We start from the raw sequence: 25,621 nt of genomic DNA, 5'->3' as shown, positions 1-25,621 counted from the left end.
CTCTGCGGAAAAGGCGGCCAGGCCTTTGACCTCGATGAGGCAAGACCTAGGTTAGATGCCGAACCTGGGGGGCATCCGCCCCAATTCAATCATCACGGAGATCCGTCTTGCAGAAACGCCGTCTCGGTCGTACCGACCTTTCCATCGCGCCGCTGGTTCTGGGCGGCAATGTCTTCGGCTGGACCGCCGACGAGAAAACGTCTTTCGATCTGCTCGACCGCTTTGTCGGCGCCGGCCTCAACGCCGTCGATACGGCCGACGCCTATTCGCGCTGGGTCCCCGGCAACAAGGGCGGCGAATCGGAAACCATCATCGGCAAGTGGATGAAGGACCGCGGCAACCGCGACAAGGTCGTCGTGGTCACCAAGGTCGGCTCCGACATGGGGCAAGGCCACAAGGATCTGTCCGCCGCCTATATCGAAAAGGCGGTCGACGCGTCGCTGAAGCGGCTGCAGACCGACGTCATCGACCTCTATCTGTCGCACTGGCCGGATTCGGCTACCCCTTATGAGGAAACCCTTGGCGCCTACGAGAAGCTGCTCGCCAAGGGCAAGATCCGCCATGCCGGCTGTTCGAACCTCGACGCCGGGCAGTTGCGCGCGGCGCTCGACGTGGCGAGCCTGCGCGGCCTGCCGCGCTACGAGGTGCTGCAGCCGGAATACAATCTCTACGATCGCTCCTCCTTCGATGGGCCGTTGCGCGATCTGTGCATGGCCGAGGAGATCGGCGTCATCACCTATTTCAGCCTGGCCAAGGGCTTCCTCAGCGGCAAATACCGCAGCGAGGCCGATCTCGGCCAAAGCGAGCGGGGCGAGGACGTCGGCAGCTATCTGAATGCACGCGGCATGCGCATCCTCGCCGCACTGGATGCGGTATCGGCCAGGCATTCGGCCAAGCCGGCGGAAGTGGCGCTTGCCTGGGTGATCGCGCGGCCAGGCGTCACCGCGCCGATCGCCAGCGCCACCAAGCCGAGCCAGATGGACAGCCTGATCAAGGCGGTGTCGCTGAGGTTGACAGCCAACGACATGGCCGAGCTCGACAAAGCCAGCGGCTGAGGATCCCGGCCGCCGCTGCGCGCACGAACGTCCAAGACCATCCTCCTGTCTTGCCATACCGTCCTTCGCACGGGGCAAGGCAGAGGGTGAGATGGCCGAACCGCTTCTTTCGCAGCCGGATCTCTGGCGTCAGCTGTTCGCGCTGGTGCTTGCCGCCACCGTCGTCATGGGCAGCCCCGGGCCGGCAACGATAAGCGTCACCGCCGTCGGTGCCGCCTTTGGCCTGCGCCGCTCGCTGCGCTATGCCTGCGGGATCATCCTGGGCACGATCGCCGTGCTGTTGGTGGTGGCGACCGGGGTGGCGGCGATGCTTGCCTCGATGCCGCGGCTTGCGCCGCTGCTGGCTGTCGGGTCTGCCGGCTACATCCTCTACCTGGCGTTCAGGATCGCCACCGCTCCGCCCTTGGCAACGCATGCCGGCCAGGCCGCACGGCCAACGTTCCCAGGCGGCTTCCTGCTGGCGGTCGCCAACCCGAAGGCCTATGTGGCGATCGCCGCCGTGTTCGCCGGTGTCTCTTCGAAACAGGGTGCCGTTGAGCTTGGTCCATGGCTGAAACTGGCCGTTCTCGCGCTGATGATCGTCGCCATCCATGCCGTGTGGCTTGTCGCGGGCGCAGTGTTCGCGCGCTTCCTGCGCCAGCCCGTGGCCTCGCGGATCACCAATCTGATCTTTGCGGCAACGCTGATGTTGACCACCGCGCTGGCCATGTTCGGCTGAGCGTTGTCTTCAGGCCTTGGCGCCGAGCTCCTGCAGCCGTTTCACCGCCGTCGGCGGCAGGGCAGGCGGGTCTGGGGCGCGGGATGCCTCGATGAGGAACTGGTCGCAGGCAGCTTCGGTCTCACCGATCAGGCGCGCCATGAATTCGTCCTTGCTCAGGCCAGGCGGGATCGCCGGCAGGAAACGCGCCTTGATGGTGCCGGGGTAACGCAGGAATTTGCGGCGCGGCCAGTAGAGGCCGGCAACATGGGCGACCGGCACCACCGGAACGCCAAGCTGCGCATAGATTTCGACAATGCCGTATTTGTAGGCCGGCTCGTCGCCCGGGGCGCGGCGCGTGCCCTCGGGATAGATGATCAGCTGGCGCGGATTGCGTGCCATTTCCTCCTTGGTCGCGGCGACCACTGCCTTCAGTGCCTTGGAGCGGCTGCCGCGGTCCACCGGGATCATCCGCATCTTCATGATGTACCAGCCGAAGAACGGGATCCAGGTCAGTTCCCGCTTGAGGATGTAGAGCGGATCCTGGAGGAAGGGGAAGAAGGCAATCGCGTCCCAGAACGACTGGTGCTTGGGCGCCAGGATGAAGGAGCCTTCAGGCAGGTTTTCCTGGCCGGTGATGTCGTTCTTCGTTCCGGCGATCTTGTCATAGAGCCACATCGAGGTGCGCGACCAGAATTTCGGCACGAACCAGGCGCGGTGACGGGGCGACAGGAAATAGTAGGGGGTCCAGAGGATCATCTGGACGATCAGATTGACGTAGAAGACGAAATTGAACGCCAGCGATCTGACATAGAGCATGGGGGAGGTCCGGTGAGGAGGTGTGCGTTGGTTACACCAAGCGCGGGCAAAAAGGAAACAGGGCGATACGGCTCATTCCACCAGCTTGCTTGCGCCAGGCGTTCCCACAGGCGGGGGGCCGCGAAATCGAGGAATGCGCGCAGTTTCACCGGCAGCCGGCCCTGGCCGGTGTGCACCAGGTTTACCGGCCACGGCTCCGGTTCGAATTCCCGAGTACCGGCCTCCACCGTCGCGACGAAAAGGGACATGGCCTTGAGCCGAGCCATCGCTTCTTCCGGAAATTGGAAGGGTTGATTGCAAATATGCTATCTACATCCGGCATGTGGAAGGGCGCATATGGGAATGGTAAATCGCGAGGATTTCTGCGCCGTCAGGCTGGCAGGCTATGACGGTGGAGAGATCATCGAGACACCTGGACCAACTCTATCAATGAGGTTGCCCGCACCGAAATGGATTTTCCGGTTGTTTCTGCTAGCGATGCTGCCTGAATCCGGAGCGGGCCAGCGGTGTCCGCCAGGCCTCACCCCATTCATCCCGCAGAGGAGTTGCCATGTCTGAAAATCGCCCACCGCTTCCGCCGTTTACGGCAGAGACCGCCGCGCAAAAGGCACGCATGGCCGAGGATGCCTGGAATTCCCGCGACCCGGCACGGGTCGCGCTCGCCTACACGACAGACAGCTGCTGGCGCAATCGCGCCGAGTTCCTGCAAGGGCGCAATGCCATCCAGGCCTTCCTGACACGGAAATGGAGCCGCGAGCTCGATTACCGGCTGATCAAGGAGGTCTGGGCGTTCCACGGCAACCGCATCGCCGTGCGCTTCGCCTATGAATGGCGCGACGACAGCGGTTCATGGTTCCGCAGCTATGGCAACGAGAACTGGGAATTCGACGAACACGGGCTGATGCGCCTGCGCATCGCCAGCATCAACGACCTGCCGATCGGCGCGGCGGACCGCAAATATCACTGGCCGCTCGGCCGGCGGCCGGACGACCACCCGTCGCTTTCGGAGCTCGGGCTTTAGCACCTTCCCACAAGGAGGCTTTCGATGAACGCGCATGCCTTCACCAGCGACGTCGCCTTCACGCCGACCGTCAAGGCGATTCAGGCCCGCAAGGGCTCACGTCAGTCCTATGCCCGCGTCGAAGAGCGTGGCGGCTTGCAAGCCGATATCACGCCAGACCTTGCCGCCTTCATCGAGATGCAGACCAGCGTCTTCCTGTCGACGGCCAATGGCGATGGCCAGCCTTACATTCAGCATCGCGGCGGGCCTGCCGGCTTCCTCAAGGTGCTGGATGAACGGACGATCGGCTTCGCGGATTTCGCCGGCAACAGGCAGTTCATCACGCAGGGCAATCTGGCCGACAATCCGCGAGCCTTCCTGTTCCTGATCGATTACGCCCACCGCCAGCGCATCAAGATCTGGGGCTCCGCGCGGGTCGTGGAAGGCGACGCCGAGCTGATGGCGAGGCTGATGCCGCGAGACTACAAGGCGCGCCCGGAGCAGGTCATCCTTTTCACGGTCGCGGCCTGGGATGCCAATTGCCCGCAACACATTCCGCAACGGTTCGAAGCCGCCGACGTGGCGGCGGCACTGGCCGAGCGGGATCGGCGCATCGAGCAGCTTGAACAGGAGATCGTGCGCCTGCGCGAGGTGTCGAAGGTCGGCGCCCGGGAATGAGACGGGTTAGCCGCCGGCCGCCGTTTCAGCCAGCGCGATGCCGTCGGGTGTTGGCTTGACGGGCACGATACCGCGCGCCAACGCCAGCAGATACTTGTTGTACTCGGTGAACAGCACGCGCAGCGCCCGCGGCTTGGTCAGCCAGCCGCCATTGTCGAGATTGGAATTGACCACCGGATAGGGCTCGAGCTTGGCGCCATGCAGCAGCCGGCGCATTTCCAGCAGGCTGCGCGGCATGTGATAGTTGTTGGTGACGAGGATCACCGTGCCATAGGCATGGCTTTCAATCCATTTGGCGCTTTCCTCGGCATTGCCGATCGTGTCGAGCGCGGCGCGGTCGATATCGACGCAGCAGGAAAACAGCCTCTTGTCGCCGCCGGTCGCCGCCTGAAGCTGGCGGCGGCTGGCCGAAGGATGCACGCCGCTGATCAAGAGCCGCTCGCCTTTTCCGGACGCCAGAAGATCCATCGCCGCATCGAGGCGTGACTGACCACCGGTCAACACGATGATCGCATCGGCCTTGGCCGGGTTGGCAGGCGTCGTCAGATGGCTGACCTTGTTGGCGAACCAGCCGAAACCGCCGGCAAACAACGTCGCGAGCACAAGCAGGGACAGGGCGGAAATGCGCAGGACAGTCTTCAAACGGCTGGCCTTGCCGTGGTCGTGCAAACGAGCAACCACTGGCATCTGTCCAGCCGTCCCGGTCGAATCCCGCGCGTCCATCGCCATATGGTTAACCCCGAAATGCGGCCTTTGGTAGGTAAAAGACGCAATTTGCGTTACGCCAATTCTCCATCCGTGATCATCCGACCTTTTTCCATGCGTCGTCAGCCTGCATCCGGTTGGCGGACATCGATGTCGCTGAGATAGGCGACGACGGTGGCATGCGAGGTTGCAGCCGTCAGCGCGCCGATCACCAGCACCATCAGCACGACACCGAGATAACCCGCCGAACCGATGGCAAAATTGCCGAACAGGGCGGTTGCCTGGTCGGCCTGCGGTGTCGCGATGTTGCGCGACGACCACCAGGAAAAGACGATGAAGACGAGCACGGCGGCGGCGCCGCCGGCGGCGGCGCCCTTCATGCCGGTGACCAGGAAATGCCGGCGGAATTCGCGCGCGATGAAACGCGCCTCGGCGCCGACGAAATGCAGCACCTCGATGATGTGGCCATTGCCGGCCATGGCGCCACGCGTTGCGAACACCACGGTCAGCACCGTCGCCGACAGCATCAGCGCCAGCACGGCGATGCCGATGGTCACCGTGGTGCGGGCCATGGCCACCAGCCGGTCGACCCAGGTGCGGTGATCGTCGAGCGATGCGCTCGGCAATTTCGGCGTGATCGCCGCGCGCATGGCGGCGAAATCGGGCGGGCTGTTCTCGTCGATGGTGACGATGATCAGGCGCGGCACCGGCAACTCGTCGATGTTGAGCCCGGTACCCAGCCAGGGCTCGAGCAGCCTTGCCGTCGCCTCGCGATCGATGATGCGGGTCGCCTTCACGCCGGGAAACTCGCCGGCGATCTGCGAGGCCTGGGCAAGGGCCGCCTCCATGTCGAGGCCATCGGCCGGCTTGATCTGGATCGTTGCCTCGCGCGAGATCTGGTTCTCCCAGACCGAGGCGGTGTCGCGCACCAGCGTCACCGCGCCGAAAGTCAGGCAGGACAGGAAGGTCATGATGGCGATGACCAGCACCAGCGCTCGTCCCGCGATGTTCTGCGCCGGCACGATAGGCGCCATCTTGCGCTGGGCACGCGGCCTTGCCACGGCCGCTTCGGCGTCGTGGTCGTCAAGATGTTCGGCGGACAGCTCAGTCATAGATGTCCAGCCTTCCGCCAGCCAGGATCATGCGGCGTGCGTCGACCTGTTCCATCAGGCCGAGGTCGTGGGTCGCGATCACCACCGCTGTGCCCAGACGGTTCAGCTCGATGAACAGCCGCAGCAGGCGTCGCGCCAGCGGCGGATCGACATTGCCGGTTGGCTCGTCGGCCAGCAGGATCTCCGGCTGCTCGATCAGCGCACGGGCGATCGCGGCGCGCTGTTTCTCGCCGCCGGACAGGACCGGCGGCAGCACATGCATGCGCTCGCCAAGGCCAACCCATTTCAACAGCTCGGTGACATCGGTGCGATAGCTTGCTTCCTCGCGCCCGCGCACGCGCAGCGGCAGCGCGACATTCTCGTAGGTGGTCATGTGGTCGAGCAAGCGAAAGTCCTGGAAGACCACGCCGATGCGACGCCGCAGGTGCGGCAGCTCGCTGCGCGAGATGCGCGAGCGGTCCTTGCCGAAGATGGTGATCAGCCCGCGCGTCGGCTTCAGTGACATGAACAGCAGGCGCAGCAAGGTCGTCTTGCCGGCGCCCGAAGGCCCGCTCAGGAACTGGAAGGAGCGCTCCGGGATGTGCAGGGAGATATCGCGGAGGATTTCCGGACCCATGCCATAGCGGAGGCCGACATTTTCGAAGCGAATCACTTTCGACGACCTGAAATTTCTAGAGCACGATGCCGAAAAGTGTGAGGTGGTTTTCGGACGACATCATGCTCTATCTCTTAGTTTAGAGGCGGATACAGATTTCAGGTTGATTTGACCTGAAATCTGTATCCGGCTCTGGCGGCGGCAAGCCGGCCTGTTCTGGGAAAAGACCATCGGCCGGCATGGTTAACCGGCGGTTAATTCCTGGGCTCTTTCGGCTCGTCACGAGGGCTCCGGTGGGGAAGCGTTAACCATTTGCGTTTACGCAAAAGAAACGAAAAGCGAACACGTGCTGCAATGCTGGGGCCATGATGGCTGAGGATCGAACCGCGCGCCCGGTTTCCGGCGAAATCATGACCGATCCGCCGGCAAATGCCGTCGCGGACCGGATCATGCGCGGATCGGTGGCCGATATCATCGATGCCGACTATGAGGTGATGCCGCGCCTTGTCCCTGCCGCTGAAAGCGTTTCGCCGCCGCGGGTGATCATCCCGCCGTCCATCGAGGGCATGGACATGCTGCGCAAGCCGGAGGCACCGGCGGAGCGGCCGCCGGCCGCGCGCGGCGGGCCGATCTTCTGGATCGCCGGCATCGGTGCCGCCCTTGCCGCTTTCTGGGTCTCCGGCGGGCATGCGCTGGTGCGCCAGGCGCCGTTCCTGTCCGGAGGGCAAGCGCCGGCGCTGACCATTTCGGGGGTCACCTCACGCGTCGACGCCTCCGGGCCAAACCCCGTTCTGTTCGTCGACGGCGAGGCCGCCAATGACGGAACGAAACCGGCGCGGCTGCCGCCGCTCGAAATCCGGGTGACCGGCAATGACGGACGCTTGACCCGCTATACGTTGGGGACATCCGGCCGTTCGCTGGCATCGGGCGAAAGATTCGGCTTTGCCAGCCGGCTCGACGTGCCTAGAAACGGCGTGAGGACCGTATCGGTCACCTTCGCCGAATAGCGTGTGTCGATATTCAGGTGAGGCCGGCCTGCAAACGCCCTGCGCTTCCGCTGTGGGTGAAGGCGTCTTGGGTAAAAATCTTGAGGGGGCGGAAAATGCCAGTTGTACGCGGCAAGGACATCGAGGTCCTGTTTTCGGCATCGGCGATCGCACGGCGCAATCTCGAACTCGCCAAGGAGATCGCCGAGCACGACTATCACGACCTCCTGGTGATTTCGGTGCTGAAAGGCTCATTCATCTTCGCCGCCGATCTCATCCGCGCCATGCATGATGTCGGCCTGTCGCCGGAGGTCGAGTTCATCTTCATCTCCAGCTACGGCGCCGGCACCACCAGCGGTGAGGTTAGGGTGCTGCGCGATATCGACAATGAGGTCGCCGGCCGCGACGTGCTTTTGATCGACGACATTCTCGAATCGGGCAAGACGCTGACCTTCACCCGCGACCTGATGCTGTCGCGCGGCGCCAAGAGCTGCGCCATCGCCGTGCTGCTCGACAAGCGCATGCGCCGCCAGACCGCGCTCACCGCCGACTATGTCGGCTTCGACTGTCCCGATTATTTCGTCGTCGGCTACGGCATGGACGTTGCCCATGCTTTTCGCGAACTGCCGTTTGTCGGTATTGTCAAAGGCGACGTCTGAACGACTTCCAAAAAGGCTCGCCGACCCTCCGCGCCTTCAGGAAAAGTCAACTTTTCGCCGCCAAATATGCCGGCCATGGCAAAGCTTCTGATCGTCGAGGACGATGAGTCCGTTCGCACTCTCGCGGCCCGCGCGCTTGAACGCGCCGGGCACACAATCGATATCGCCGCGGACGGCGCGCAAGGGCTTTCGCTGATTCAAGCGGCGCATGGCCGCTACGATCTCGTCGTCTCCGACATCCGCATGCCGGAGATGGACGGCATCGAGATGGCGATTGCGGCGGCGGCACTGTTCCCGTCGGTGAAGATCATGCTGATGACCGGCTATGCCGACCAGCGCGAGCGTGCCGAGGAGTTGAACGGCATTATCCTCGATGTCGTGCAAAAGCCCTTCACGCTGGCCGAAATCCGCTCGCGCGTCGAACGCGCTCTGATCTGCTTCGCCTGATCAGGCAGGATCGGTGGCGGCGAGCACGGGCGCGGCGCTCTTGCGCCGTTCCGTGCCGAGCGCCAGCAGTCCGGCACCGATGATGAGGGCGGCACCGATCACGGTCGTCGATCGCGGGACCTCGGCGAAAAACAGGAAACCCCACAGCGGCGACCACAGGATGCCCGTGTATTCGAAGGTGGCAACGCGATTGGCCGGCGCCATCCGGTAGGCCTGCGACAGCAGGATCATGCCGGCTGAGGCGACGAAGCCGCACGCCGCCATCTTGAGGAAATCCGGCAATGTCGGCCACAGCCAGGGCCGCACGAGGAATTCCAGGCTCGGATGGACGGCGTGGGTTATGCCGGCAAGGTGAAACGCGCTGGCAACCACGGCGGCGCCGACCAGATAGGCGCCGTTCTGATAGAAGGCCATGACGGTGGACGATTCGGTATCGCCGATCTTGCGGGCCATCAGCTGCGAGAAACCGTAGAGCGCCGCCGAGCCCAGCGACAGCAGCGCCGCCCAATCGAACAGTCCGGCGCCGGGGCGTAACATCACGACCACGCCGAGCAGTCCGATCAGCACGGTCGCCAGCGTCCGCCAGGAGACGCGCTCGCCAAGATACGGCCCGGCCAGCGCCATGATGAACAGCGGCGCCATGAAATAGAGCGCCACCGCGTCGGCCAGCGGCAAGGCGGCGATGGCCAGATAGTAGACCGTGTAGGAGGTGAACTGGATGAAGGCGCGCATCGTCAGCAGGCCAAACCGCCGCGACAGGATTGCCCGCAGACCGACATCGGCGTGGACGAGAACGATCAGGATCGGCAAGGCGACGATCGAGCGGATCGCCATCACTTCGGTCACCGGATACCCGCTCGAAACGGCCTTGACGAGCGGATCCTGCAGCGAGAAGACCAGCACGCCCAGGCACAGGCTCAGGATGCCGAGCACCATCCGATTCCGCATGAGGATCCAAGGCTCCAGTACCAGGGCTGCAAGCACGCTTGCCGCAAGCTAAAAAGAACCCGCCACCGTTTCGGGCAGCGGGCACGAGTGAGGACTCTTGATTGGTCCGCAGCCGATCTCACAGCCGCATATCCAATGGGTGAAGCGACTATCATCCGGTGTTTGACATGTTGCAAACGAATTGGAATGATACCAACGATCAAATTTCCTTATGGTGGATAGAATGCGGCCAACCCTCGACAGCGATCTCTTGCGCACCTTCGTGGCCATTGCCGAGGCCGGCAATTTCACCAAGGCGGCGGAGCTCGCCGGCCGCACCCAGTCGGCTGTGTCGATGCAGATGAAGAAGCTCGAAGGCCTTGTCGGCGACAGCCTGTTCGAGCGCGGTTCACGCGGCGTCGCGCTGACGCGGCGCGGCGGCGAACTCATCGTCAATGCCCGCCGCATTGTTTCGCTGCTGGATGAGACGGCTGCGTCGATGGCGGCGGCGCCGCTTGGCGGGCCGGTGCGCATCGGCATCCCGGAGGAATATGGCCAGGCCATCCTGTCGCGCGCGCTGGGTGCATTTTCGAAATGTCACACAAAGGTCGAGGTCACCGTACGCTATGCGCATTCGGGGGCGCAATTGGCGGCGCTCGCCGCCGGGGAACTCGATCTCTGCGTGGTGTTCGAATGGCAGGATCCCGCCGGCGGCGAAGTCCTGATGCACGATCCAACCGTTTGGGTGACATCGAACCTGCACCACATGCATGAGGAGCGGCCGGTGCCGATCGCGCTCTACAACCGGGCCGGCTGGTGCAAGGACTTCGCCATCAAATCGCTGGAGCAACTCGGTCTTGCCTATCGCGTCGCCTATACGAGCGACACCACTGGCGGCCTCAAGCTCGCCGTCACCTCGGGACTGGCGATCGCGCCGATTTCGCGCAGCAACATTCCGGCGGACTGTCGCGAACTGACTTCGGCGGACGGGTTCGGCCACGTCGATTCTTCAAATGTGGTGATGCATCGCAACCCGAATGCCTTCGGCGAGGCGATCGACGGCATGGAAGAGGCGATCCGTGAGGCATTCGTCAACAGGCAGGATTAGCCCGCCGATTCCTCGTGGAAATGCAGCCGGTTGCCGAACGGGTCGCTCACCGATATTTCACGGGTCTTCCACGGCGTCTCCTCCAGGCCCGGCCTAGCGAAGCGATACTTTTTGCCGATCAGTTCGCGATGCAGGGCCGCGATGTCCTCGACCTTGATGCGCACGGCAATGCCGGGTGCGCCGTCGCCGTGATGCTCACTGAGATGCAGGACGTAGCCATCGCGGCCGACTGCCATGTAAAGCGGCGCATTGTCGTCGAAGCGATGTTCCCACCGCACGTCGAAGCCGAGGAAGCCGACATAGAATTCGCGTGCCTTGGCAATGTCGAAGATGCGCAGGATGGGCGTGACAGTGCCAAGTTTCGGCATGGTGCTGCAACCGTTCGGGAAGTCTTCGGGTGGAGTTGGAGGCGAGCGCTGATTCCTATTTCAGCTCGAGCAGCCGTTCCAGGTAGCTGCGTTCGATGTCGGGGCTGAGCGCATTGCCGAGCCGCTTGCGGATCGCTTCCAGGATCTGGCGGGCGCGCTGCACGTCGATCTCGTCCGGCACCTTCACCGAATCGCCGAAATCGGGGCCCTGGCTGGCGCGTGGCCGGCCGAGCGGGTCACGATCGGCGTCCTGCTGGCGGCCACCATCCTGGCTGCCGCCCTGGTCGCCCTGCATGGCCTGCATCTGCTTCATCATGTCCTTGGCGCCTTTGCGCAGCGCCTCCAGCGCCCGGCCCTGATGGCCGACGGCCTCATCGCCCTGGCCTTCGCCGAGCGCCTGTTCGGCGTTGCCCATGGACTTGCCGGCCTCGCCAAATCCTTCATTGGGCTCCATGCCCATGCCTTCGAGCCCCTTCTTCAACTGCTCGAGGTCGCTTTTCAGCTGTCCCTGACCCTGTTGCAGCTGTTTTAGCGCATCGGCGAATTCCTGTGGCGTCATCGACTTCGGCCGGGCGAGCGGATCGCGGTCCTGGCCCACACCCGGCAGGTTCTCATCCTGGCCACCACCAAGCTGTTCGTCGCGGTTCTGTCCGCGCTGACGCTCGCCACGCTGCATCTGGTCCATGCGGAAGGTGTCGTTCATCATCTCCTGCTGGCGCCGCAGGATCTCGCCCAGCTTGTCCATCTGCTGGCGCATCTCGCTGTCCTGCTGGCCGCCTTGCTGCTGACGGCCGGCCTGCAGATTGTTCATCATGTCCTGCAGTTGCGACAGCAATTGCTGCGCCTTGTCGCGATCGCCGGATTTTGCCAGGTTCTCGATCTGGTCCATCATGCGGTCGATGTCGCTCTGGCGCAGTTCCTGGCCGTTCTGCTGCATCTGCGGTGCGTTTGGGTTCTGCTTGGCGCGTTCGGCGAATTCCTGCAGGAACTGGTTCATCGCCTCGCGCAGTTCCTTCATCGCCTTTTCGATTTCCGCGTCGCTGGCGCCATTCTTGATGGCGTCCTGCAGCGCTTGCTGCGCCTGGCGCAACCGCTTTTCCGCGGCCGAGAGATTGCCTTCCTCGATGCCGAGCGCGATTTCCCAGAGATAGGAGACCTCGTTGCGCAACTGGTCGTCGCTGGCGGCCATCTTCAGCCGGCTGCGGGCACTCATGATGGCGAGGTAGTGCGCCATGTTGTCGAACGTATCTTCGGGCCGCAGCGTGACCGCGTCCATCAGGTCGAGTACACGCGGCTTGGCGTTGGCGTCGAGCGCCAGCAGGCGGCGTTCTTCGATCACCGCTCGCGCCAGCGGGTTGGCGAACGGCCGCTCCGGCATCACCAGCGTCTTGGTCTCGCTCGAGGCGGTGTGTCCGGCATCGTCGGTGGCCACGAGCGTCAGCTTGATGCCGCTGCCGGCCCAAACATGCTCGGTCAGGTCCTTCGAGGTCCTTGCGGCGTTCGACTTGCCGCCGCGGCGCGGCAGCGCCAGCGGCATTTCAGGCGGACCATAGAGCGGATGCGCATTCGGCGCCTGCGGATCAGCGAGCGCGAAAACCGCCTTGGCGGTGGCGGCGCCATAGTCGTCGTCGATCTGGTAGTTGAGTTCGAAGGCGCCGTTGGCGGCGCGCTTCGGCTCGCCGACGAAGCGGATCTGCGGCGGCTTGTCGGGCACGATCGCGAAGGCCCAGCGGCCAAGCTCGTCATCGCTCGACTTCAGCGTCAACGTGCCGTCGCCGGTCAGCTTGCCGGTGAATTGGCGCACTTTGGATGGCGTCGCCGGGCTTGCAGCCGGTTTGGCCGTGGCGGCCTGCGGGCCGGCCGGGTCGATAGCGCGGGAATTGCCATCCTTGCCGGCATAGGCCAGCGTTTCGTCGCCTGAGCCGCCGGTAACGCGCAGCGAGACGTCGCTGCCTTCGGGAACGGTGAAGGTCGGCGTCATCTGGTTGGCGTCGGCGGTCAGGAAGATCGGCGGCTTGCCGGTGTAGGTCGGCGGCGTCACCCATGCGTCGATGCGCGGCGGCACGGCATCATGCGCGCCATGGGCATTGAACCCGTCGCTCAGTCTGCCGCCTGTCGGCCCGAAGGAGAAGGCAAAGGCGGTAACCAGCAGAAGTGCCGCTACCGCGCGCAACCCCCAGGGGTCTCGCTCCGGCACGCGCGTGCGCGGCAGGTCGGCGCCGAGGCTGTCGAGCTTTCCGGCCATGCGCTTCTGGTGTTCGCGCCAGAGCGCCCGCGAGAAGCTGCTTTCCCTGCCACTTGGCCGGTCGGTCTGCACCAGCACCGGGCTGTGCGACAAGTGATTGGCCGCCTCGATGCGGCGGTCGACCTCGGCGGTGCCGGGCATGCGGAAGAAGCGCAGCGGATAGAGCGCGGCCAGCGCCGCGATGCCGAATGCGGCGACCGCGCCGATGCGCGCGATGTCCGGCAACCGCGAGAAGATGCCGAGCCAGGAGACGCTGAGGAACAGGCTGGCGACGATGACAAGCGGCAGCAGCAACGGCCAGCCACGCTCGACCATCATCGAGACCCGCGTCGCCAGCCGGCTCAAGGCAAGGCGCCCGGCCAGGCCGCGATCGCTGCTGAAGGTGGGTCGTTCCGTCATCGGCCCTTCCATGGGGCGGGCAGGATAGCCCATGCCTCACGACTCGAAGAATACCAGCAAACACGGCAAAGGCGAGGCGGTTCCAAAAAAGTGAAGCCCGCCCCGGCGGTTGCGGTCAGAAGGTCGCGGGATTCGCGTTCGCGCCGCAGACCAGCACCGCGACCCGTTCACCGGGTTCCGGTGCGTAGCGCCCGGACAGCACGGCCGCGAACGCGGCGGCGCCACCCGGCTCGGAGATGATACGCACCCGGTTCCACAGCGCCTTCTGCGCGGCGATGATGTCGTCATCGCTGACCAGGATGGAGCGCTCGACAAAGGCCTCGGCGATCGGGAACATCATCTCGCCGACGCGCTTGGGCGCCAGCGAATCGGCGGCGATGCCCTCGGCCGGGGCGTCGACGGGCCGTCCTGCCTCGAAGGCGCGATGAAGCGTCGGCGCCGCTTCCGGCTCGACGGCGATGATGCGGATGCGGCCGGCAAACCAGGCGGCGATGCCGCCGATCAGTCCGCCGCCGCCGACGGCGACCAGCAGCGTGTCGATATCGGGCAGATCGCTCTCGATTTCCAGCCCAAGCGTGCCCTGGCCGACAAGCGTTTCCTCCTGGTTGAAGGCATGGATCTGCAAGGCACCGGTTTCCTCGGCGAAGCGTTCGCTGGCGGCCAGCGCCTCGGCGTAGCGAGCACCGCCGACGATCAGTTCAGCGCCGTAGCCGCGGATCCGTTCCAGCTTGGCCGGCGGGCTCACCTCGGGAACGAAGATGGTTGCCTTGTGGCCAAGCCGCATGGCGGCATAGGCGACGGCGGCGCCATGGTTGCCGCCCGAAGCGGCGACGACGCCGGCTTCGGGAACCGGCCGTTCCAGGAGGTTGGTGAAGGCGCCGCGCGCCTTGAACGAGCCGGAATGCTGCAGGCATTCGAGCTTCAGGTCGACCGCCAGCGGCGTGCGGTCGAAGTCGGCCATGTCGACGCGCAGCACCGGCGTGTGGCGCACATAGGGGCGGATGCGCGGTTCCATCGCGGCAATACGTTCGCGTGTGATCGTGTTGCCCTGCGACATCGATACCTCCCTGGGGTTGACAGTAATTAGTAACTTGGCAAAATTCCTAAATGCAAGAGGTCGATGTCTTCAAGGCGATCGCCAATGAGCGCAGGCTGCAGATCCTCGATTGGCTCAAGGATCCGCGCGCGCATTTCCCTCGCCAGGTCGACGGCGATCTCGTCGAGGACGGCGTTTGCGCGCTGTCGATTGCCGAGAAGCTCGGCATCACGCAAGCGACGCTCAGCGAGCATATGCGCGTGCTCACCCAGGCCGGCCTGTTGCGAACCAGGCGCATCAAGCAATGGACGTTCTACCGCCGCGACGAGGACAGGATCGCCGACACCAGGGCGCTCATCCAGAGCCGGCTGTAGCACCGAGGCGTAGGGCGCCCTCTATGCAAGCCAGTCGGGCACGGAATCCAGCCCGATCAGATCGTCATAGGTCAGGCGCGGACGCACGACGTGGAAGCGGTCGCCGTCGACCAGCACCTCGGGCACCAGCAGGCGGGTGTTGTAGGTGCCGGCCTGCACCGCGCCATAGGCGCCGGCGGTGGAAACGGCAATCAGGTCGCCAGCCTTCAGCCTCGGCAGATCGCGGTCGAGGCCGAGATAGTCCCCGGTTTCGCAGACCGGGCCCACCACATCGACCATCATGCGCGGTGTGTCGGCCGGCGGTTGCACCACCGGGCGGATGTCGTGGAAGGCGTCGTAGAGCGTCGGCCGGATGAGGTCGTTCATGGCAGCGTCGACGACGAGGAAGTTCTTCGCGTCGCCTTCCTTCACGAAGATCACTTCCGAGACGAGGATGCCGGCATTGCCGACGATCAGCCGGCCTGGCTCGAACATCACCTTGAGCCCGAGCTTGGTGACATGCTTCCTGACGATCTGGGCATAAGCGTCGGGGAGTGGAGGCGGGTTGTTGTCGACGCGATAGGGAATGCCGAGGCCGCCGCCGAGATCGACATGCTCGATGGCGTGGCCATCGGCGCGCAGCGCGCCGACCAGGTCGACAAGCAGCGCGAAGGCGTCGTCGAAGGGCTGCAGCTCGGTGATCTGGCTGCCGATATGGGTGTCTATTCCGGTGACCCTGATGCCCGGAAGCTTAGCCGCGCGGGCATAGACCTGCCGCGCCCTCTGCCGCGGGATGCCGAACTTGTTCTCGGCCTTGCCGGTGGAGATCTTCTTGTGGGTCCTGGCGTCGACGTCGGGATTGATGCGCAGCGAGATCGACGCCACCTTGCCAAGTGCCGCGGCACGCGCCGACAAGAGTTCGAGTTCAGGCTCGGATTCGACGTTGAAGCAGAGGATGCCAGCCGTCAGCGCAAAGTCCATTTCGCGCGCGGTCTTGCCGACGCCCGAGAACAGGATCTTGCTGGCCGGAATGCCGGCGGCCAGCGCCCGGCGCAATTCGCCTTCCGACACCACGTCGGCGCCGGCGCCGAGCCTGGCCAGCGTTCTCAGAACCGCCTGGTTGGAATTGGCCTTCATGGCGTAGCAGACCAGCGCGTCGAGCCCGGCAAGGGCTTGGGCAAACACCCGGTAGTGCCTGGTCAAGGTGGCCGTCGAATAACAGTAGAACGGCGTGCCAACCTGTGCGGCGATATCAGGGATAGCCACGTCCTCGGCATGCAGTACGCCGTCGCGGTAGTCGAAATGGTTCACGGGGATGGTTCCGGAAAGTTGGAGCACGGTGAGATCGGGTTCAGAAAGAAACCCAGTCTCATCGGCTTCTAGATCAGCGGGTCGAGGATGAACTTCTTGTCCTCGACCGGTTTTTCCGGCTCTGGTGGCACGGGCTGGTGGGCCTTCGAGGCATCCTTGCGCGCTTGCACGGCTGCCTCATAAGGCGTGTCCAGAGCTCCCCTCCGGCCGCAGGCCGAGACGGCCGCAATTGCCATCAGCAGCGTCAGCGTCACCAAAATCCTGCTTCCGGTCATCGATCCATCCGTCCGAAACTTTTGCCAGCCGCCGCTTTTAGCCGAGTTCTCGGCGTATTGCACCCCGGATATTGCTGATCGCGATATCCGGCATCACGCTTTTGCGATGCGCTTTTTCCAGGCGCGGATCTGCTTCCTGACTTCGGACGGGGCCGTGCCACCGAAACTGGTGCGGCTCTTGACCGAGTTCTGCACCGCCAGCACCGAAAATATATCCGCGGTGATGCCAGGATTGATCGACTGCAGATCCTCCAGCGAAAGCTTCTCCAACCCGACCTTCTTCTCTTCCGCCAGTGCCACCGCCCGGCCGGTGACGTGATGCGCCTCGCGGAACGGCAGGCCGAGCGTCCGCACCAGCCAGTCGGCGAGGTCGGTCGCGGTGGCATGGCCGGAGCCGGCGGCCTTTTTCATCGCCGCTGCGTTCACCGTCATGTCCGAGACCATGCCGGTCATCGCAGCCAGCATGAGGTCGAGCGTCTCGGCGGCATCGAACACCGATTCCTTGTCTTCCTGCATGTCCTTGCCATAGGTCAGCGGCATGCCCTTCATCACCGTCAGCAGGCCGACAAGATGGCCGGTGACGCGGCCGGTCTTGCCGCGCACCAGTTCGGCGGCGTCGGGGTTCTTCTTCTGCGGCATGATCGAGGAGCCGGTGGAGAAGCTGTCCGAGAGCCTGACGAAGCCGAACTGCGGCGTCGACCAGATGATGATCTCCTCGGCCAACCGCGACAAATGCGTGGCGCAGATCGCGGCCATGCCGAGGAACTCCAGCGCGAAATCGCGATCCGAAACGCTGTCCAGCGAATTGCGCATCGGCTCGCGGAAGCCGAGCGCCTTGGCGGTTCCGTGACGGTCGATCGGGAAGCTGGTGCCGGCAAGCGCGGCGGCACCGAGCGGGCTCTCATCCATGCGTTCGATCGCGTCGCGGACGCGCGACAGGTCACGCGAAAACATCTCGACATAGGCCATGCAGTGATGGCCAAAGGTCACCGGCTGCGCTGCCTGCATATGGGTAAAGCCAGGCATCACGGTCGCCGCATGTTCCTCGGCCCGCTCCAGCAGCGCCTTGATCAGCCCTTTCAGTGCCTCGGCGACGCGAAAGCACTCGTCCTTGACCCACAACCTCAAGTCGACAGCCACCTGGTCGTTGCGCGAGCGGGCGGTGTGCAGGCGCCCGGCCGCCGGCCCGATCAGGTCGGCGAGGCGAGCCTCGATGTTCATGTGAATGTCTTCCAGCCGGGTCGAGAACTCGAACGTGCCGGCTTCGATCTCTTTCAGAATCGTGTTCAGCCCGTGAGCGATTTTTTCTTGATCGGCCGTCGAAATAATGCCCGTTTGCGCCAGCATCTCGCTGTGGGCGATCGAGCCTCTGATGTCCTGCGCATAGAGTTTGCGGTCGAACGAGATCGACGCGTTGATCGCTTCCATGATCGCGGCCGGACCCGAGGCAAAACGTCCGCCCCACATCTGGTTGCTGGTCTTCTTGTCGCTCATCGCTATAACCCGTGCTTCGGAGCAGTTTTGAGAAAATGGCAGACGGTAATAGATTCTTCCCGGCCCCACGCCTGATCCTCGCCGCCTTGGTGGCGGGCGTGCTGGCCGGCGCGGTCGCGGTATATGTCAGCGAGAGCCGGTCTGGCAACAATGCCGCGAACCAAGTCGCGGTCGGCGACAGCAAGGACGATGTCGCCTGCGCCGCCAAGAGCGACCGCGCCAAGAAGATCGCGGCCGCGGCGACAGGCGAGGTCGCGGCACTTTTGCCGGCCGATCCGCCGCAATCCCTGAAGAACCTCGCCTTCAATGGCCCGGACGGCAAGCCGATGACGATCGCCGACCATGCCGGAAAGACGGTTCTGCTCAATCTGTGGGCGACGTGGTGCGCGCCGTGCCGCGCCGAAATGCCGGCGCTCGATGCGTTGCAGAAGGAAAAGGGCAGCGACGCCTTCCAGGTGGTCGCCGTCAATGTCGATGCCGGCGACGATGTGAAGCCAAGGAAGTTCCTCAAGGACACCGGCGTCGAGACACTCGGCTACTACAGGGACTCGACGATGGCGCTGTTCAACGACCTCAAGACGCGCGGCCTGGCGCTTGGCCTTCCGGTCACCATGCTGATCGATGGCGAAGGCTGCCTGGTTGCCCATATGAACGGCCCGGCCGAATGGTCTGGACCGGACGCCAAACGGCTGGTCGAGACGGCGCTGGGCGGCTGAGGCGGGCAAGCATCTGACATCTGCCGGTCTGCGGCGTCACGCAATGCGAATGGTTACCGCCAGAGCCTCATGATCCGAGCTCGGGCTGCCATCCGGCAGCACCGCCGGGACAACGGCCGGATGACTTGCGACAAGGCCGCGCGTGAAAAACCAGTCGATGCGGCCAACAGGTGTGCCGGGTTCCCGTCGCTGGGTGGGCAGATCGAGGTTGTTGGCGGCCTGCCAGCCATAGCCTCGCTCGGCAAGCACCGCGAACAGTGGTTCATGGTGTTCGACCTCGATCAACCGGTCCGGTTCGGCAGCGATCCGCGTCCTCCACGCCATCGGGTCGTCATGGCGTTCCTCATGGCTGGCGGTCAGCGTGTTGAAGTCACCGCCCAGCAGCACCGGCGCGTCCGGGTCGTATTTGTCGATGGCATCCAGGAGATGGCTGGTCTGGATGGCTCGGCCGGCGGGATCAGTGCGGTTTTCAAGATGGACCGAGACGACCGTCACCCTGCGGTTGCGGATATGCACCTGGCCGCCGATCGCCATGCGTCCGCCGATGCGGGGCTGGCCGCGCTCCGCCCGGAACCAGCCGCCGGCCGCGTCGAGGCGTACCAGGAAAGGGCGCAGCAGCGGGATGGCGCTGGTCACGGCATTGCCGTGAAAGCCTTCGGCATTCTCGACCGCGCCGGTCGCCGACCGTTCCACTTCGTTGCCGCCGCCGAGCTCGACGAACTCGACGCCATAGGCATAGGCATGGCCAAGCCGGTCGGCCAGCACGCCGAGGGGATGGCTATTGCCGGAGCGGGCCATGCCCTTGTCGACCTCGGACAGCAGAACGACGTCGGGCGCCAGCCCGCCAAGCGTTGCCGCGATCGCATCGCCATGGCGGAGCCGCTCGACGTTCCAGGTCACCACCTTCAAGGCGTCGCCGGCGTTCTTGCGTGACGCCTTGCCGCCGATCTCGATCTCGCCAAGTGCTGGAATGGCGGCGGCATGCCGCAGATGCGTGGTGCTGTCACGCGGGCCTTCGCGCATCTCCTGCCGGTCAGCGACAGGCACATGGGTCAACTGCTGCACCAGCATCTTCATTCATTCCCTTAGCCGGATAATCATCTCTGCCATTCCGGTCTTTACGTCATCGGCAGCCGCCCCAACTACCTAAAGCGCCGGTATGACGTTTTCGTGCCGGTGCAACGCCGAAGGGGAGGAGAGACGGCTGTCCCCAGGCCCGAAAGGCCACAACAGAACTGTCACATACCTTCTCTAAGAGAGCGGGCAAGGACTTGCGCAAGACCCTTGTCAACAGCCACTCAAGAGGGAAGAAATCATGACGATCATCAAGCGGGGCTTTGCTGCCCTTGCCGCTGGCGCGCTCAGCACCGCGCTGGCGATGCCTGCCTTTGCAGAGCCGGTAAAATTCGACTTCTGGTTCGGCCTTTCGGGCGACCTCGCACGCGTTGTCGACACGCTGTGCAAGAACTTCAACGCCTCGCAGTCCGACTATGAAGTCGTCTGCACCAGCCAGGGCAACTACGACGCCACGCTGCAGAACACCATCGCCGCCTTCCGCGCCGGCAAGCAGCCCGCCATCGTCCAGGTCTATGACGTCGGCACCGCCACCATGATGCTGTCGGGCGCCTACAAGCCGGCCGACAAGCTGATGGAGGAAAACGGCTACAAGATCGACTACGCAGACTATTTCCCTGGCATCGCGCGCTACTACGCGACGTCGAAGGGCGAGATGCTGTCGTTCCCGTTCAATTCCTCGACGGCGCTGATGTACTGGAACAAGGATGCCTTCGCCAAGATCGGCAAGACCGAGGCGCCGAAGACCTGGGAAGATGTCGGCGCCGACCTCAAGGCGATGAAGGACGCCGGTTACGATTGCCCGATGGCGATCAACATCTCGGCCAACGAAAGCTGGCAGCTGATGGAGCAGTTCTCGGCCCTCCACAACCAGCCGATCGCGACCAAGAACAATGGCTATGACGGCCTCGACGCCCGTCTCGAAGTCAACAAGACCAAGTTCGTGCAGTACGTCACCGATCTGAAGAAGTGGTATGACGCCGGCCTTATCAAGATCAAGTCCAAGGACCTTGGCCAGGACATGGTCCAGGCCTTCGCTTCCGGCACCTGCCAGGTGATCATGACCTCGGTCGGCGATCACGGCACCGTCGGCAAGACGCAGAAGGAAGGCATGAACTGGGGTGTCGCAGAGCTGCCGGTCTATGCCGGTACCGAGCGCAAGAATTCGCTCGTCGGCGGCGCTTCGCTGTGGGTTCTCTCCGGCAAGTCGGATGCGGAATACAAGGGCGCGGCCGCGTTCCTCAACTTCATCCACGATCCCAAGACCGCGCTGTTCTGGTCGACCAACACCGGCTACATCCCGGTGACCAAGTCGGGCTTCGACTACATGAAGTCCAACGGTTTCTACGACAAGGCGCCCTACAAGGGCCGCGAAACCGCGATCGCCAGCCTGACTGCCTCGGAGCCGACCGAAATCACCCGTGGCATCCGGCTGGGCAACTTCACCCAGATCCGCGCCGAGTTCGGCACGCAGATGCAGGCGATCTTCGCCAACAAGGTCAGCGTCCAGGAAGGCCTCGATACGCTGGTCAAGAACGGCGACGCCATCCTCGACCGCTTCCAGCAGACCTACCCGGGCAAGATGCTGCCCTGATCGCGGGATCCACACGGCCGCCCGCCGAGTCTTGTCCGAGCATGATCTCTCCGAAAACAGGTTTCCACTTTTCGGGGTCATGCTTGGGTCGACGGGCGGCCATTTCGTAATTAATCTCACCTTGCTCCAAGCTGGCCGCCAGGCGGCATCGGCGGACCGATGGAAAAGCGCGTTACCTTCAGCAGGTGGACAATCGGCATCCTTTTCGCGGTGCCTCAGCTCCTCCTGATCTTCACGTTCTTCTACTGGCCGGCGGGTCAGGCGGTCTACTGGTCGCTGACGCTGCAGCAGCCTTGGGGTGGTGGCAACATCTGGGTCGGGCTCGACAATTTCCGCTCGATCCTGTCCAGCGCCGATTACTGGAACTCGATCACCGCCAGCCTTGTCTTTGCCGGCATCAGCACCGGGCTTGCGATGTTCATCGCGCTGGTGCTCGCGGCGCTGACGGATCGGCAGCTTACCGGCTCGCGTTTCTATCGCGTGGTGCTGATCTGGCCCTATGGCATCGCCGCGCCGGCGCTGGCGCTCGCCTTCCGCTTCATCCTGGCGCCCGAGGCCGGGTTCCTCGCCGTCGTCAACCGGATGTGGCCGGGAATCTGGGATCCGGGCCTCGACGGTGCCGACGCCATGGCGTCGATCATCGCCGCCTTTTCGTGGAAATATGTCGGCTACAACTTCATCTTCTTCCTCGCCGCGTTCCAGGCCATCCCGCGTTCGTTGATCGAGGCGGCGGCGATGGACGGGTCCGGCGTCATCAGGCGGTTCTGGGACATCCAGTTCCCGCTGATCACGCCGACGATCTTCTTCCTGCTGGTCATCAACATCACCGAAAGCTTCCAGGATTCCTTCGGCATCGTCGACATCATGACTTCCGGCGGACCGGCGAACGCCACCAATTTGATGGTCTACAAGATCTATTCCGACGGCTTCAAAGGCCTCGACTATTCAGGTGCCGCCGCACAGAGCATCATCCTTATGCTGCTCATCATCGTGCTGACCATCTTCCAGTTCCGCTTCATCGAGCGGCGCGTTCACTACCGGTGAGGCTGGCATGGTAGAGCGCACTCCGATCCTCAATTTCGTCACCCACGTCATCCTGTTCCTCGGCTTCCTGATGGCCGTTGCGCCGTTCGTGATCGTTGCCATCGCCTCGTCGCACAATCTGAAGGACGTCAACGACGTGCCGATGCCGCTGCTGCCGGGCAGCGACTTCTGGATCAACATCAAGACGGCATGGACGACGGCCGACCTCGGCCCCAAGCTTTTGAACAGCTTCATCATGGCGACCGGCGTCGCCGCCGGCAAAGTGATCATCTCGGCGCTCACAGCCTTCTCGATCGTCTATTTCCGCTATCCCGGCCGCACCTTCATATTCTGGCTGATCTTCGTCACGCTGATGCTGCCGCTGGAGGTGCGCATCGTGCCGACCTACGCCGTCGTCGCCAATGTGCTGTCGCCCTATCAGGCCATCCTCGACGTCACCGGTCTGAGCTGGCTGATAGAAAAGGTCTCGGGCGTCCAGGTTTCGCTCAGCCTCGGGCTGCTCAACTCCTATTCCGGGCTTATCCTGCCGTTGATCGCCACGGCCACCGGCACCTTCCTCTACCGGCAGTTCTTCCTGACCGTGCCGGACGAACTGACCGAAGCGGCACGCATGGACGGCGCCGGCGCATTGCGCTTCTTTATCGACATCCTGCTGCCGCTGTCGCGCAACAACATGGCGGCGCTTGGGACGATCATGTTCCTGTGGGCCTGGAACCAGTATCTGTGGCCGCTGCTCATCACCACCGACCAGTCGCATGCGACGGCGGTGACCGAGCTCAAGCAGCTCATCCCAAATGTCGGCGGCATTCCGGAATGGAACATCGCCATGGCCGGCACGCTGATCGTCATGCTGCCGCCGCTGATCGTCGTGGTGGCGATGCAGCGCTGGTTCGTGCGCGGCCTGATCGCCACCGAGAAATAACAAGGAGACGGAAGATGGCCTCCATCACCATCCGCGACGCCAAGAAGAGCTACGCCAAGATGCAGGTCGTGCACGGCGTCGACCTGGAGATCGCCTCGGGCGAATTCGTCGTCATCCTGGGGCCGTCCGGCTGCGGCAAGTCCACGCTGCTGCGGATGATCGCCGGACTGGAGGAGATCTCCGGCGGCGAGATCGCGATCGACGGCACCGTGGTCAACAAGCTGGAACCGCGCGAGCGCGGCTGCGCCATGGTGTTCCAGAACTACGCGCTTTATCCGCATATGAGCGTGGCGCAGAACATCGGCTATTCGCTCAAGGTGGCGGGTGTTCCCGCCGCCGAGCGTACACAGCGCATCCAGGCGGTTGCCCGCACGCTGGAGCTTGAACATCTCCTCGATCGCAAGCCGATGGCCCTTTCCGGCGGGCAAAGACAACGCGTCGCCATGGGCCGCGCGATGATCCGCGAGCCGAAGGTGTTCCTGTTCGACGAACCGCTGTCCAATCTCGACGCCAAGCTGCGCGTCCAGATGCGCTCGGAGATCCGCAAGCTGCATCGCCGGCTGAACGCCACCTCGGTGTTCGTCACCCATGACCAGGTCGAGGCGATGACGCTTGCCGACCGTCTGGTGGTCATGAACGGCGGGCGCGTCGAGCAGGTCGGCACGCCCGCCGAAATCTACAGCCGTCCGGCCACCCGCTTCGTCGCCACCTTCGTCGGTGCGCCGGCGATGAACATTCTCGAAGGCACGGTCGAACTCGACGGGCTGTCGTTGCTCGGCGGCAGCCGGCGCCTGGCCATGGCACGCGCCGGCCTGCCGGTCGGCACGAAGGTCGCGATGGGCATCCGGCCCGAAGCCGTCCGGCTGGTGGCACCTGGAACGGCCGGCGCGCTCAAGGCCACCGTCGACCTGGTCGAGGAACTGGGCGCGGGGCGGGTCATCTATGTCGATCTCGACGGCGCGCCGTTTTCGGTGATGACGTCGGAGGCGGTCCACCCCGAGCCCGGTAGCGCCGTCGGCCTGAAGATCTTGCCGGAGGACATGCATTTCTTCTCGTCGGAGACGGGAGGCCGCCTCGATGTCTTCAAGGTGTCCGTACCCGAACCGGCGCTCTGATCCCGAAGCCCCCATCATCGCGGTGATGAATCCGCCGGCCCTCGGCAAGTCCAGGAAACATCATGAAAATCATCCAGGTCACCGATGTGCATCTCGGCCGTCGCGGCGAGCGCCGCTATGGGGCGGACCTGCATCAAAGGCTGGCGGCATGCATCGCGCACATCAATGCGCAACATGCCGATGCCGCGCTTTGCGTCTTCACCGGCGACCTGACCGAGACCGGCGCGCCTGAAAGCTATGCCGATCTCAGGGTGGCCTTGAGTGCGCTGTCAGTGCCCTGGCGGCTGCTACCGGGGAACCACGACCGGCGGGCCAATCTTGTCGAGGCGTTTCCGGAAAATCCGGTCGACGAGAATGGTTTTGTGCAGTCGGTCCATGACACCGGCACCGAAGTGCTGCTGTTTCTCGACAGCCTGGCGGAAGGGCGCATCGAAGGCGAATTGTGCGAAACGCGGCTTGCCTGGCTCGATGCCCGGCTCGAACAATCAGCCGGCAGGCCGGCTTATGTTTTCCTGCATCATCCACCGGTCGCGCTCGGCCTGCCGCAACTCGATCCGCTGGCACTCGACCAGCCCGAGCAGTTGCTGGACCGGCTGCGGCGCCACGGAAACGTGCGCCATATCTTCTTCGGCCACGTCCATCGCGACATCGCCGGCACGGTCGCCGGCATCCCGTTCTCGGCACAGCGCGGCCTGCATGCACGGTTCGCGCTTGCCCTCGACAGATCGAGCGAGATCGTCGAGCAGGCGCCGCCATCCTACGCGGTCATCCTCATCGACAGCGCAGGCGGGCGCGTGGTGGTGCATGGCTGCGATTTTCTGGAGCAGTGGCCGGCCTATTCCGCCGAAACCGGTGAACGCATCACCGCCTAGCGCGCGCTGTCGCGC

Annotated in this window: 28 protein-coding genes; 15 read left to right on the top strand and 13 right to left on the bottom strand. The window is 64.0% G+C overall.

Translation table 11 applies throughout. The features are described from left to right. Window positions 1-107: 107 nt before the first annotated feature. Window positions 108-1,055, top strand: coding sequence for an aldo/keto reductase (locus OOJ09_RS25365; RefSeq protein ID WP_269907816.1), 948 nt, complete (start codon window positions 108-110; stop codon window positions 1,053-1,055). Window positions 1,056-1,146: 91 nt separating this feature from the next. After that, entirely contained in the window at window positions 1,147-1,773 is a 627-nt protein-coding gene (locus OOJ09_RS25360) for a LysE family translocator (RefSeq protein WP_269907815.1), read from the top strand. A gap of 9 nt (window positions 1,774-1,782) precedes the next feature. Here the strand turns inward: OOJ09_RS25360 and OOJ09_RS25355 are convergent, their stop codons facing one another. Further along, entirely contained in the window at window positions 1,783-2,571 is a 789-nt protein-coding gene (locus OOJ09_RS25355; protein WP_269907814.1) for a lysophospholipid acyltransferase family protein, read from the bottom strand. Continuing rightward, entirely contained in the window at window positions 2,520-2,837 is a 318-nt protein-coding gene (locus OOJ09_RS32080) for a hypothetical protein (protein ID WP_420107543.1), read from the bottom strand. Before OOJ09_RS32080 ends, OOJ09_RS25355 begins: the two co-directional genes overlap by 52 nt. Window positions 2,838-3,121: 284 nt before the next feature. Between OOJ09_RS32080 and OOJ09_RS25345 the strand changes: the two genes are divergently transcribed. After that, a complete protein-coding gene (locus tag OOJ09_RS25345) occupies window positions 3,122-3,592 on the top strand; it encodes a DUF1348 family protein (protein WP_269907813.1) in 471 nt (156 codons plus the stop codon). Between the two features lie 24 nt (window positions 3,593-3,616). Continuing rightward, entirely contained in the window at window positions 3,617-4,249 is a 633-nt protein-coding gene (locus OOJ09_RS25340) for a pyridoxamine 5'-phosphate oxidase family protein (protein ID WP_269907812.1), read from the top strand. Window positions 4,250-4,255: 6 nt separating this feature from the next. Here the strand turns inward: OOJ09_RS25340 and OOJ09_RS25335 are convergent, their stop codons facing one another. The 3 genes from OOJ09_RS25335 to ftsE form a co-directional block, all read right to left on the bottom strand. Continuing rightward, on the bottom strand, window positions 4,256-4,978 hold the full coding sequence (locus OOJ09_RS25335; protein ID WP_269907811.1) for a YdcF family protein: 723 nt from the start codon (window positions 4,976-4,978) through the stop codon (window positions 4,256-4,258). 98 nt (window positions 4,979-5,076) lie between these two features. Continuing rightward, window positions 5,077-6,066, bottom strand: coding sequence for a cell division protein FtsX (locus tag OOJ09_RS25330; protein ID WP_269907810.1), 990 nt, complete (start codon window positions 6,064-6,066; stop codon window positions 5,077-5,079). Continuing rightward, window positions 6,059-6,718, bottom strand: a complete 660-nt coding sequence (gene ftsE, locus OOJ09_RS25325) for a cell division ATP-binding protein FtsE (protein WP_023757234.1) — start codon at window positions 6,716-6,718, stop codon at window positions 6,059-6,061. The genes OOJ09_RS25330 and ftsE overlap by 8 nt, the downstream gene beginning before the upstream one ends. Before the next feature lie 308 nt (window positions 6,719-7,026). On the opposite strand from ftsE, the gene OOJ09_RS25320 reads away from it, so the two are divergent. From OOJ09_RS25320 to OOJ09_RS25310, 3 genes are all read left to right on the top strand, one after another. Beyond that, window positions 7,027-7,668, top strand: a complete 642-nt coding sequence (locus tag OOJ09_RS25320) for a hypothetical protein (protein ID WP_269907809.1) — start codon at window positions 7,027-7,029, stop codon at window positions 7,666-7,668. A gap of 95 nt (window positions 7,669-7,763) precedes the next feature. Continuing rightward, window positions 7,764-8,306 (top strand): hypoxanthine phosphoribosyltransferase, encoded by a 543-nt coding sequence (gene hpt / locus OOJ09_RS25315; RefSeq protein ID WP_269907808.1) that lies wholly within the window; start codon window positions 7,764-7,766, stop codon window positions 8,304-8,306. Between the two features lie 75 nt (window positions 8,307-8,381). Further along, a complete protein-coding gene (locus OOJ09_RS25310) occupies window positions 8,382-8,753 on the top strand; it encodes a response regulator (RefSeq protein ID WP_269907807.1) in 372 nt (123 codons plus the stop codon). On the opposite strand, the gene OOJ09_RS25305 is transcribed toward OOJ09_RS25310, so the two are convergent. Beyond that, a complete protein-coding gene (locus OOJ09_RS25305) occupies window positions 8,754-9,701 on the bottom strand; it encodes a DMT family transporter (RefSeq protein ID WP_269907806.1) in 948 nt (315 codons plus the stop codon). Window positions 9,702-9,924: 223 nt separating this feature from the next. On the opposite strand from OOJ09_RS25305, the gene OOJ09_RS25300 reads away from it, so the two are divergent. Further along, window positions 9,925-10,788 (top strand): LysR substrate-binding domain-containing protein, encoded by an 864-nt coding sequence (locus OOJ09_RS25300; RefSeq protein WP_269907805.1) that lies wholly within the window; start codon window positions 9,925-9,927, stop codon window positions 10,786-10,788. On the opposite strand, the gene OOJ09_RS25295 is transcribed toward OOJ09_RS25300, so the two are convergent. From OOJ09_RS25295 to OOJ09_RS25285, 3 genes are all read right to left on the bottom strand, one after another. After that, window positions 10,785-11,156: a glyoxalase superfamily protein gene (locus OOJ09_RS25295; protein WP_269907804.1), complete on the bottom strand. Its 372-nt coding sequence runs from the start codon at window positions 11,154-11,156 to the stop codon at window positions 10,785-10,787. The genes OOJ09_RS25300 and OOJ09_RS25295 overlap by 4 nt on opposite strands. A 55-nt stretch (window positions 11,157-11,211) precedes the next feature. Then, window positions 11,212-13,800: a TIGR02302 family protein gene (locus tag OOJ09_RS25290; protein WP_269907803.1), complete on the bottom strand. Its 2,589-nt coding sequence runs from the start codon at window positions 13,798-13,800 to the stop codon at window positions 11,212-11,214. 115 nt (window positions 13,801-13,915) lie between these two features. Next, entirely contained in the window at window positions 13,916-14,857 is a 942-nt protein-coding gene (locus tag OOJ09_RS25285; RefSeq protein WP_269907802.1) for a threonine/serine dehydratase, read from the bottom strand. Window positions 14,858-14,907: 50 nt separating this feature from the next. On the opposite strand from OOJ09_RS25285, the gene OOJ09_RS25280 reads away from it, so the two are divergent. Continuing rightward, window positions 14,908-15,210 (top strand): ArsR/SmtB family transcription factor, encoded by a 303-nt coding sequence (locus tag OOJ09_RS25280; protein ID WP_269907801.1) that lies wholly within the window; start codon window positions 14,908-14,910, stop codon window positions 15,208-15,210. Window positions 15,211-15,231: 21 nt separating this feature from the next. Here OOJ09_RS25280 and lysA read toward each other — a convergent pair whose 3' ends face one another. From lysA to argH, 3 genes are all read right to left on the bottom strand, one after another. Continuing rightward, on the bottom strand, window positions 15,232-16,500 hold the full coding sequence (gene lysA / locus OOJ09_RS25275; protein ID WP_269907800.1) for a diaminopimelate decarboxylase: 1,269 nt from the start codon (window positions 16,498-16,500) through the stop codon (window positions 15,232-15,234). A 68-nt stretch (window positions 16,501-16,568) separates the two neighbouring features. Next, window positions 16,569-16,775, bottom strand: coding sequence for a lipoprotein (locus OOJ09_RS25270; RefSeq protein ID WP_269907799.1), 207 nt, complete (start codon window positions 16,773-16,775; stop codon window positions 16,569-16,571). Between the two features lie 93 nt (window positions 16,776-16,868). After that, on the bottom strand, window positions 16,869-18,269 hold the full coding sequence (argH, locus tag OOJ09_RS25265; protein WP_269907798.1) for an argininosuccinate lyase: 1,401 nt from the start codon (window positions 18,267-18,269) through the stop codon (window positions 16,869-16,871). Window positions 18,270-18,304: 35 nt separating this feature from the next. Here argH and tlpA point away from each other — a divergent pair, with 35 nt between their 5' ends. Then, window positions 18,305-18,985, top strand: coding sequence for a thiol:disulfide interchange protein TlpA (gene tlpA, locus OOJ09_RS25260; protein ID WP_269907797.1), 681 nt, complete (start codon window positions 18,305-18,307; stop codon window positions 18,983-18,985). A gap of 36 nt (window positions 18,986-19,021) precedes the next feature. Here tlpA and OOJ09_RS25255 read toward each other — a convergent pair whose 3' ends face one another. Beyond that, a complete protein-coding gene (locus tag OOJ09_RS25255) occupies window positions 19,022-20,062 on the bottom strand; it encodes an endonuclease/exonuclease/phosphatase family protein (RefSeq protein WP_269907796.1) in 1,041 nt (346 codons plus the stop codon). A gap of 238 nt (window positions 20,063-20,300) precedes the next feature. Here OOJ09_RS25255 and OOJ09_RS25250 point away from each other — a divergent pair, with 238 nt between their 5' ends. From OOJ09_RS25250 to OOJ09_RS25230, 5 genes are all read left to right on the top strand, one after another. Next, window positions 20,301-21,653, top strand: coding sequence for an extracellular solute-binding protein (locus tag OOJ09_RS25250; protein WP_269907795.1), 1,353 nt, complete (start codon window positions 20,301-20,303; stop codon window positions 21,651-21,653). A 159-nt stretch (window positions 21,654-21,812) separates the two neighbouring features. Further along, window positions 21,813-22,697 carry a carbohydrate ABC transporter permease gene (locus OOJ09_RS25245; protein WP_269907794.1) on the top strand — a complete coding sequence of 295 codons (885 nt, stop codon included), beginning with the start codon at window positions 21,813-21,815 and terminating at the stop codon, window positions 22,695-22,697. Window positions 22,698-22,704: 7 nt separating this feature from the next. Further along, window positions 22,705-23,619 (top strand): ABC transporter permease subunit, encoded by a 915-nt coding sequence (locus tag OOJ09_RS25240; protein WP_269907793.1) that lies wholly within the window; start codon window positions 22,705-22,707, stop codon window positions 23,617-23,619. Between the two features lie 14 nt (window positions 23,620-23,633). Further along, window positions 23,634-24,734, top strand: a complete 1,101-nt coding sequence (locus OOJ09_RS25235) for a sn-glycerol-3-phosphate import ATP-binding protein UgpC (RefSeq protein ID WP_269907792.1) — start codon at window positions 23,634-23,636, stop codon at window positions 24,732-24,734. Window positions 24,735-24,796: 62 nt separating this feature from the next. Continuing rightward, a complete protein-coding gene (locus OOJ09_RS25230; RefSeq protein WP_269907791.1) occupies window positions 24,797-25,606 on the top strand; it encodes a phosphodiesterase in 810 nt (269 codons plus the stop codon). The last annotated feature ends 15 nt before the right edge of the window (window positions 25,607-25,621 follow it).

Origin of the sequence: Mesorhizobium qingshengii, from assembly GCF_027563465.1 — a bacterium.
Classification (GTDB): Bacteria; Pseudomonadota; Alphaproteobacteria; order Rhizobiales; family Rhizobiaceae; genus Mesorhizobium; species Mesorhizobium qingshengii_A.
Note: the sequence above shows the minus strand (reverse complement) of the source record. Positions and strands in the feature narration are given on the sequence as shown.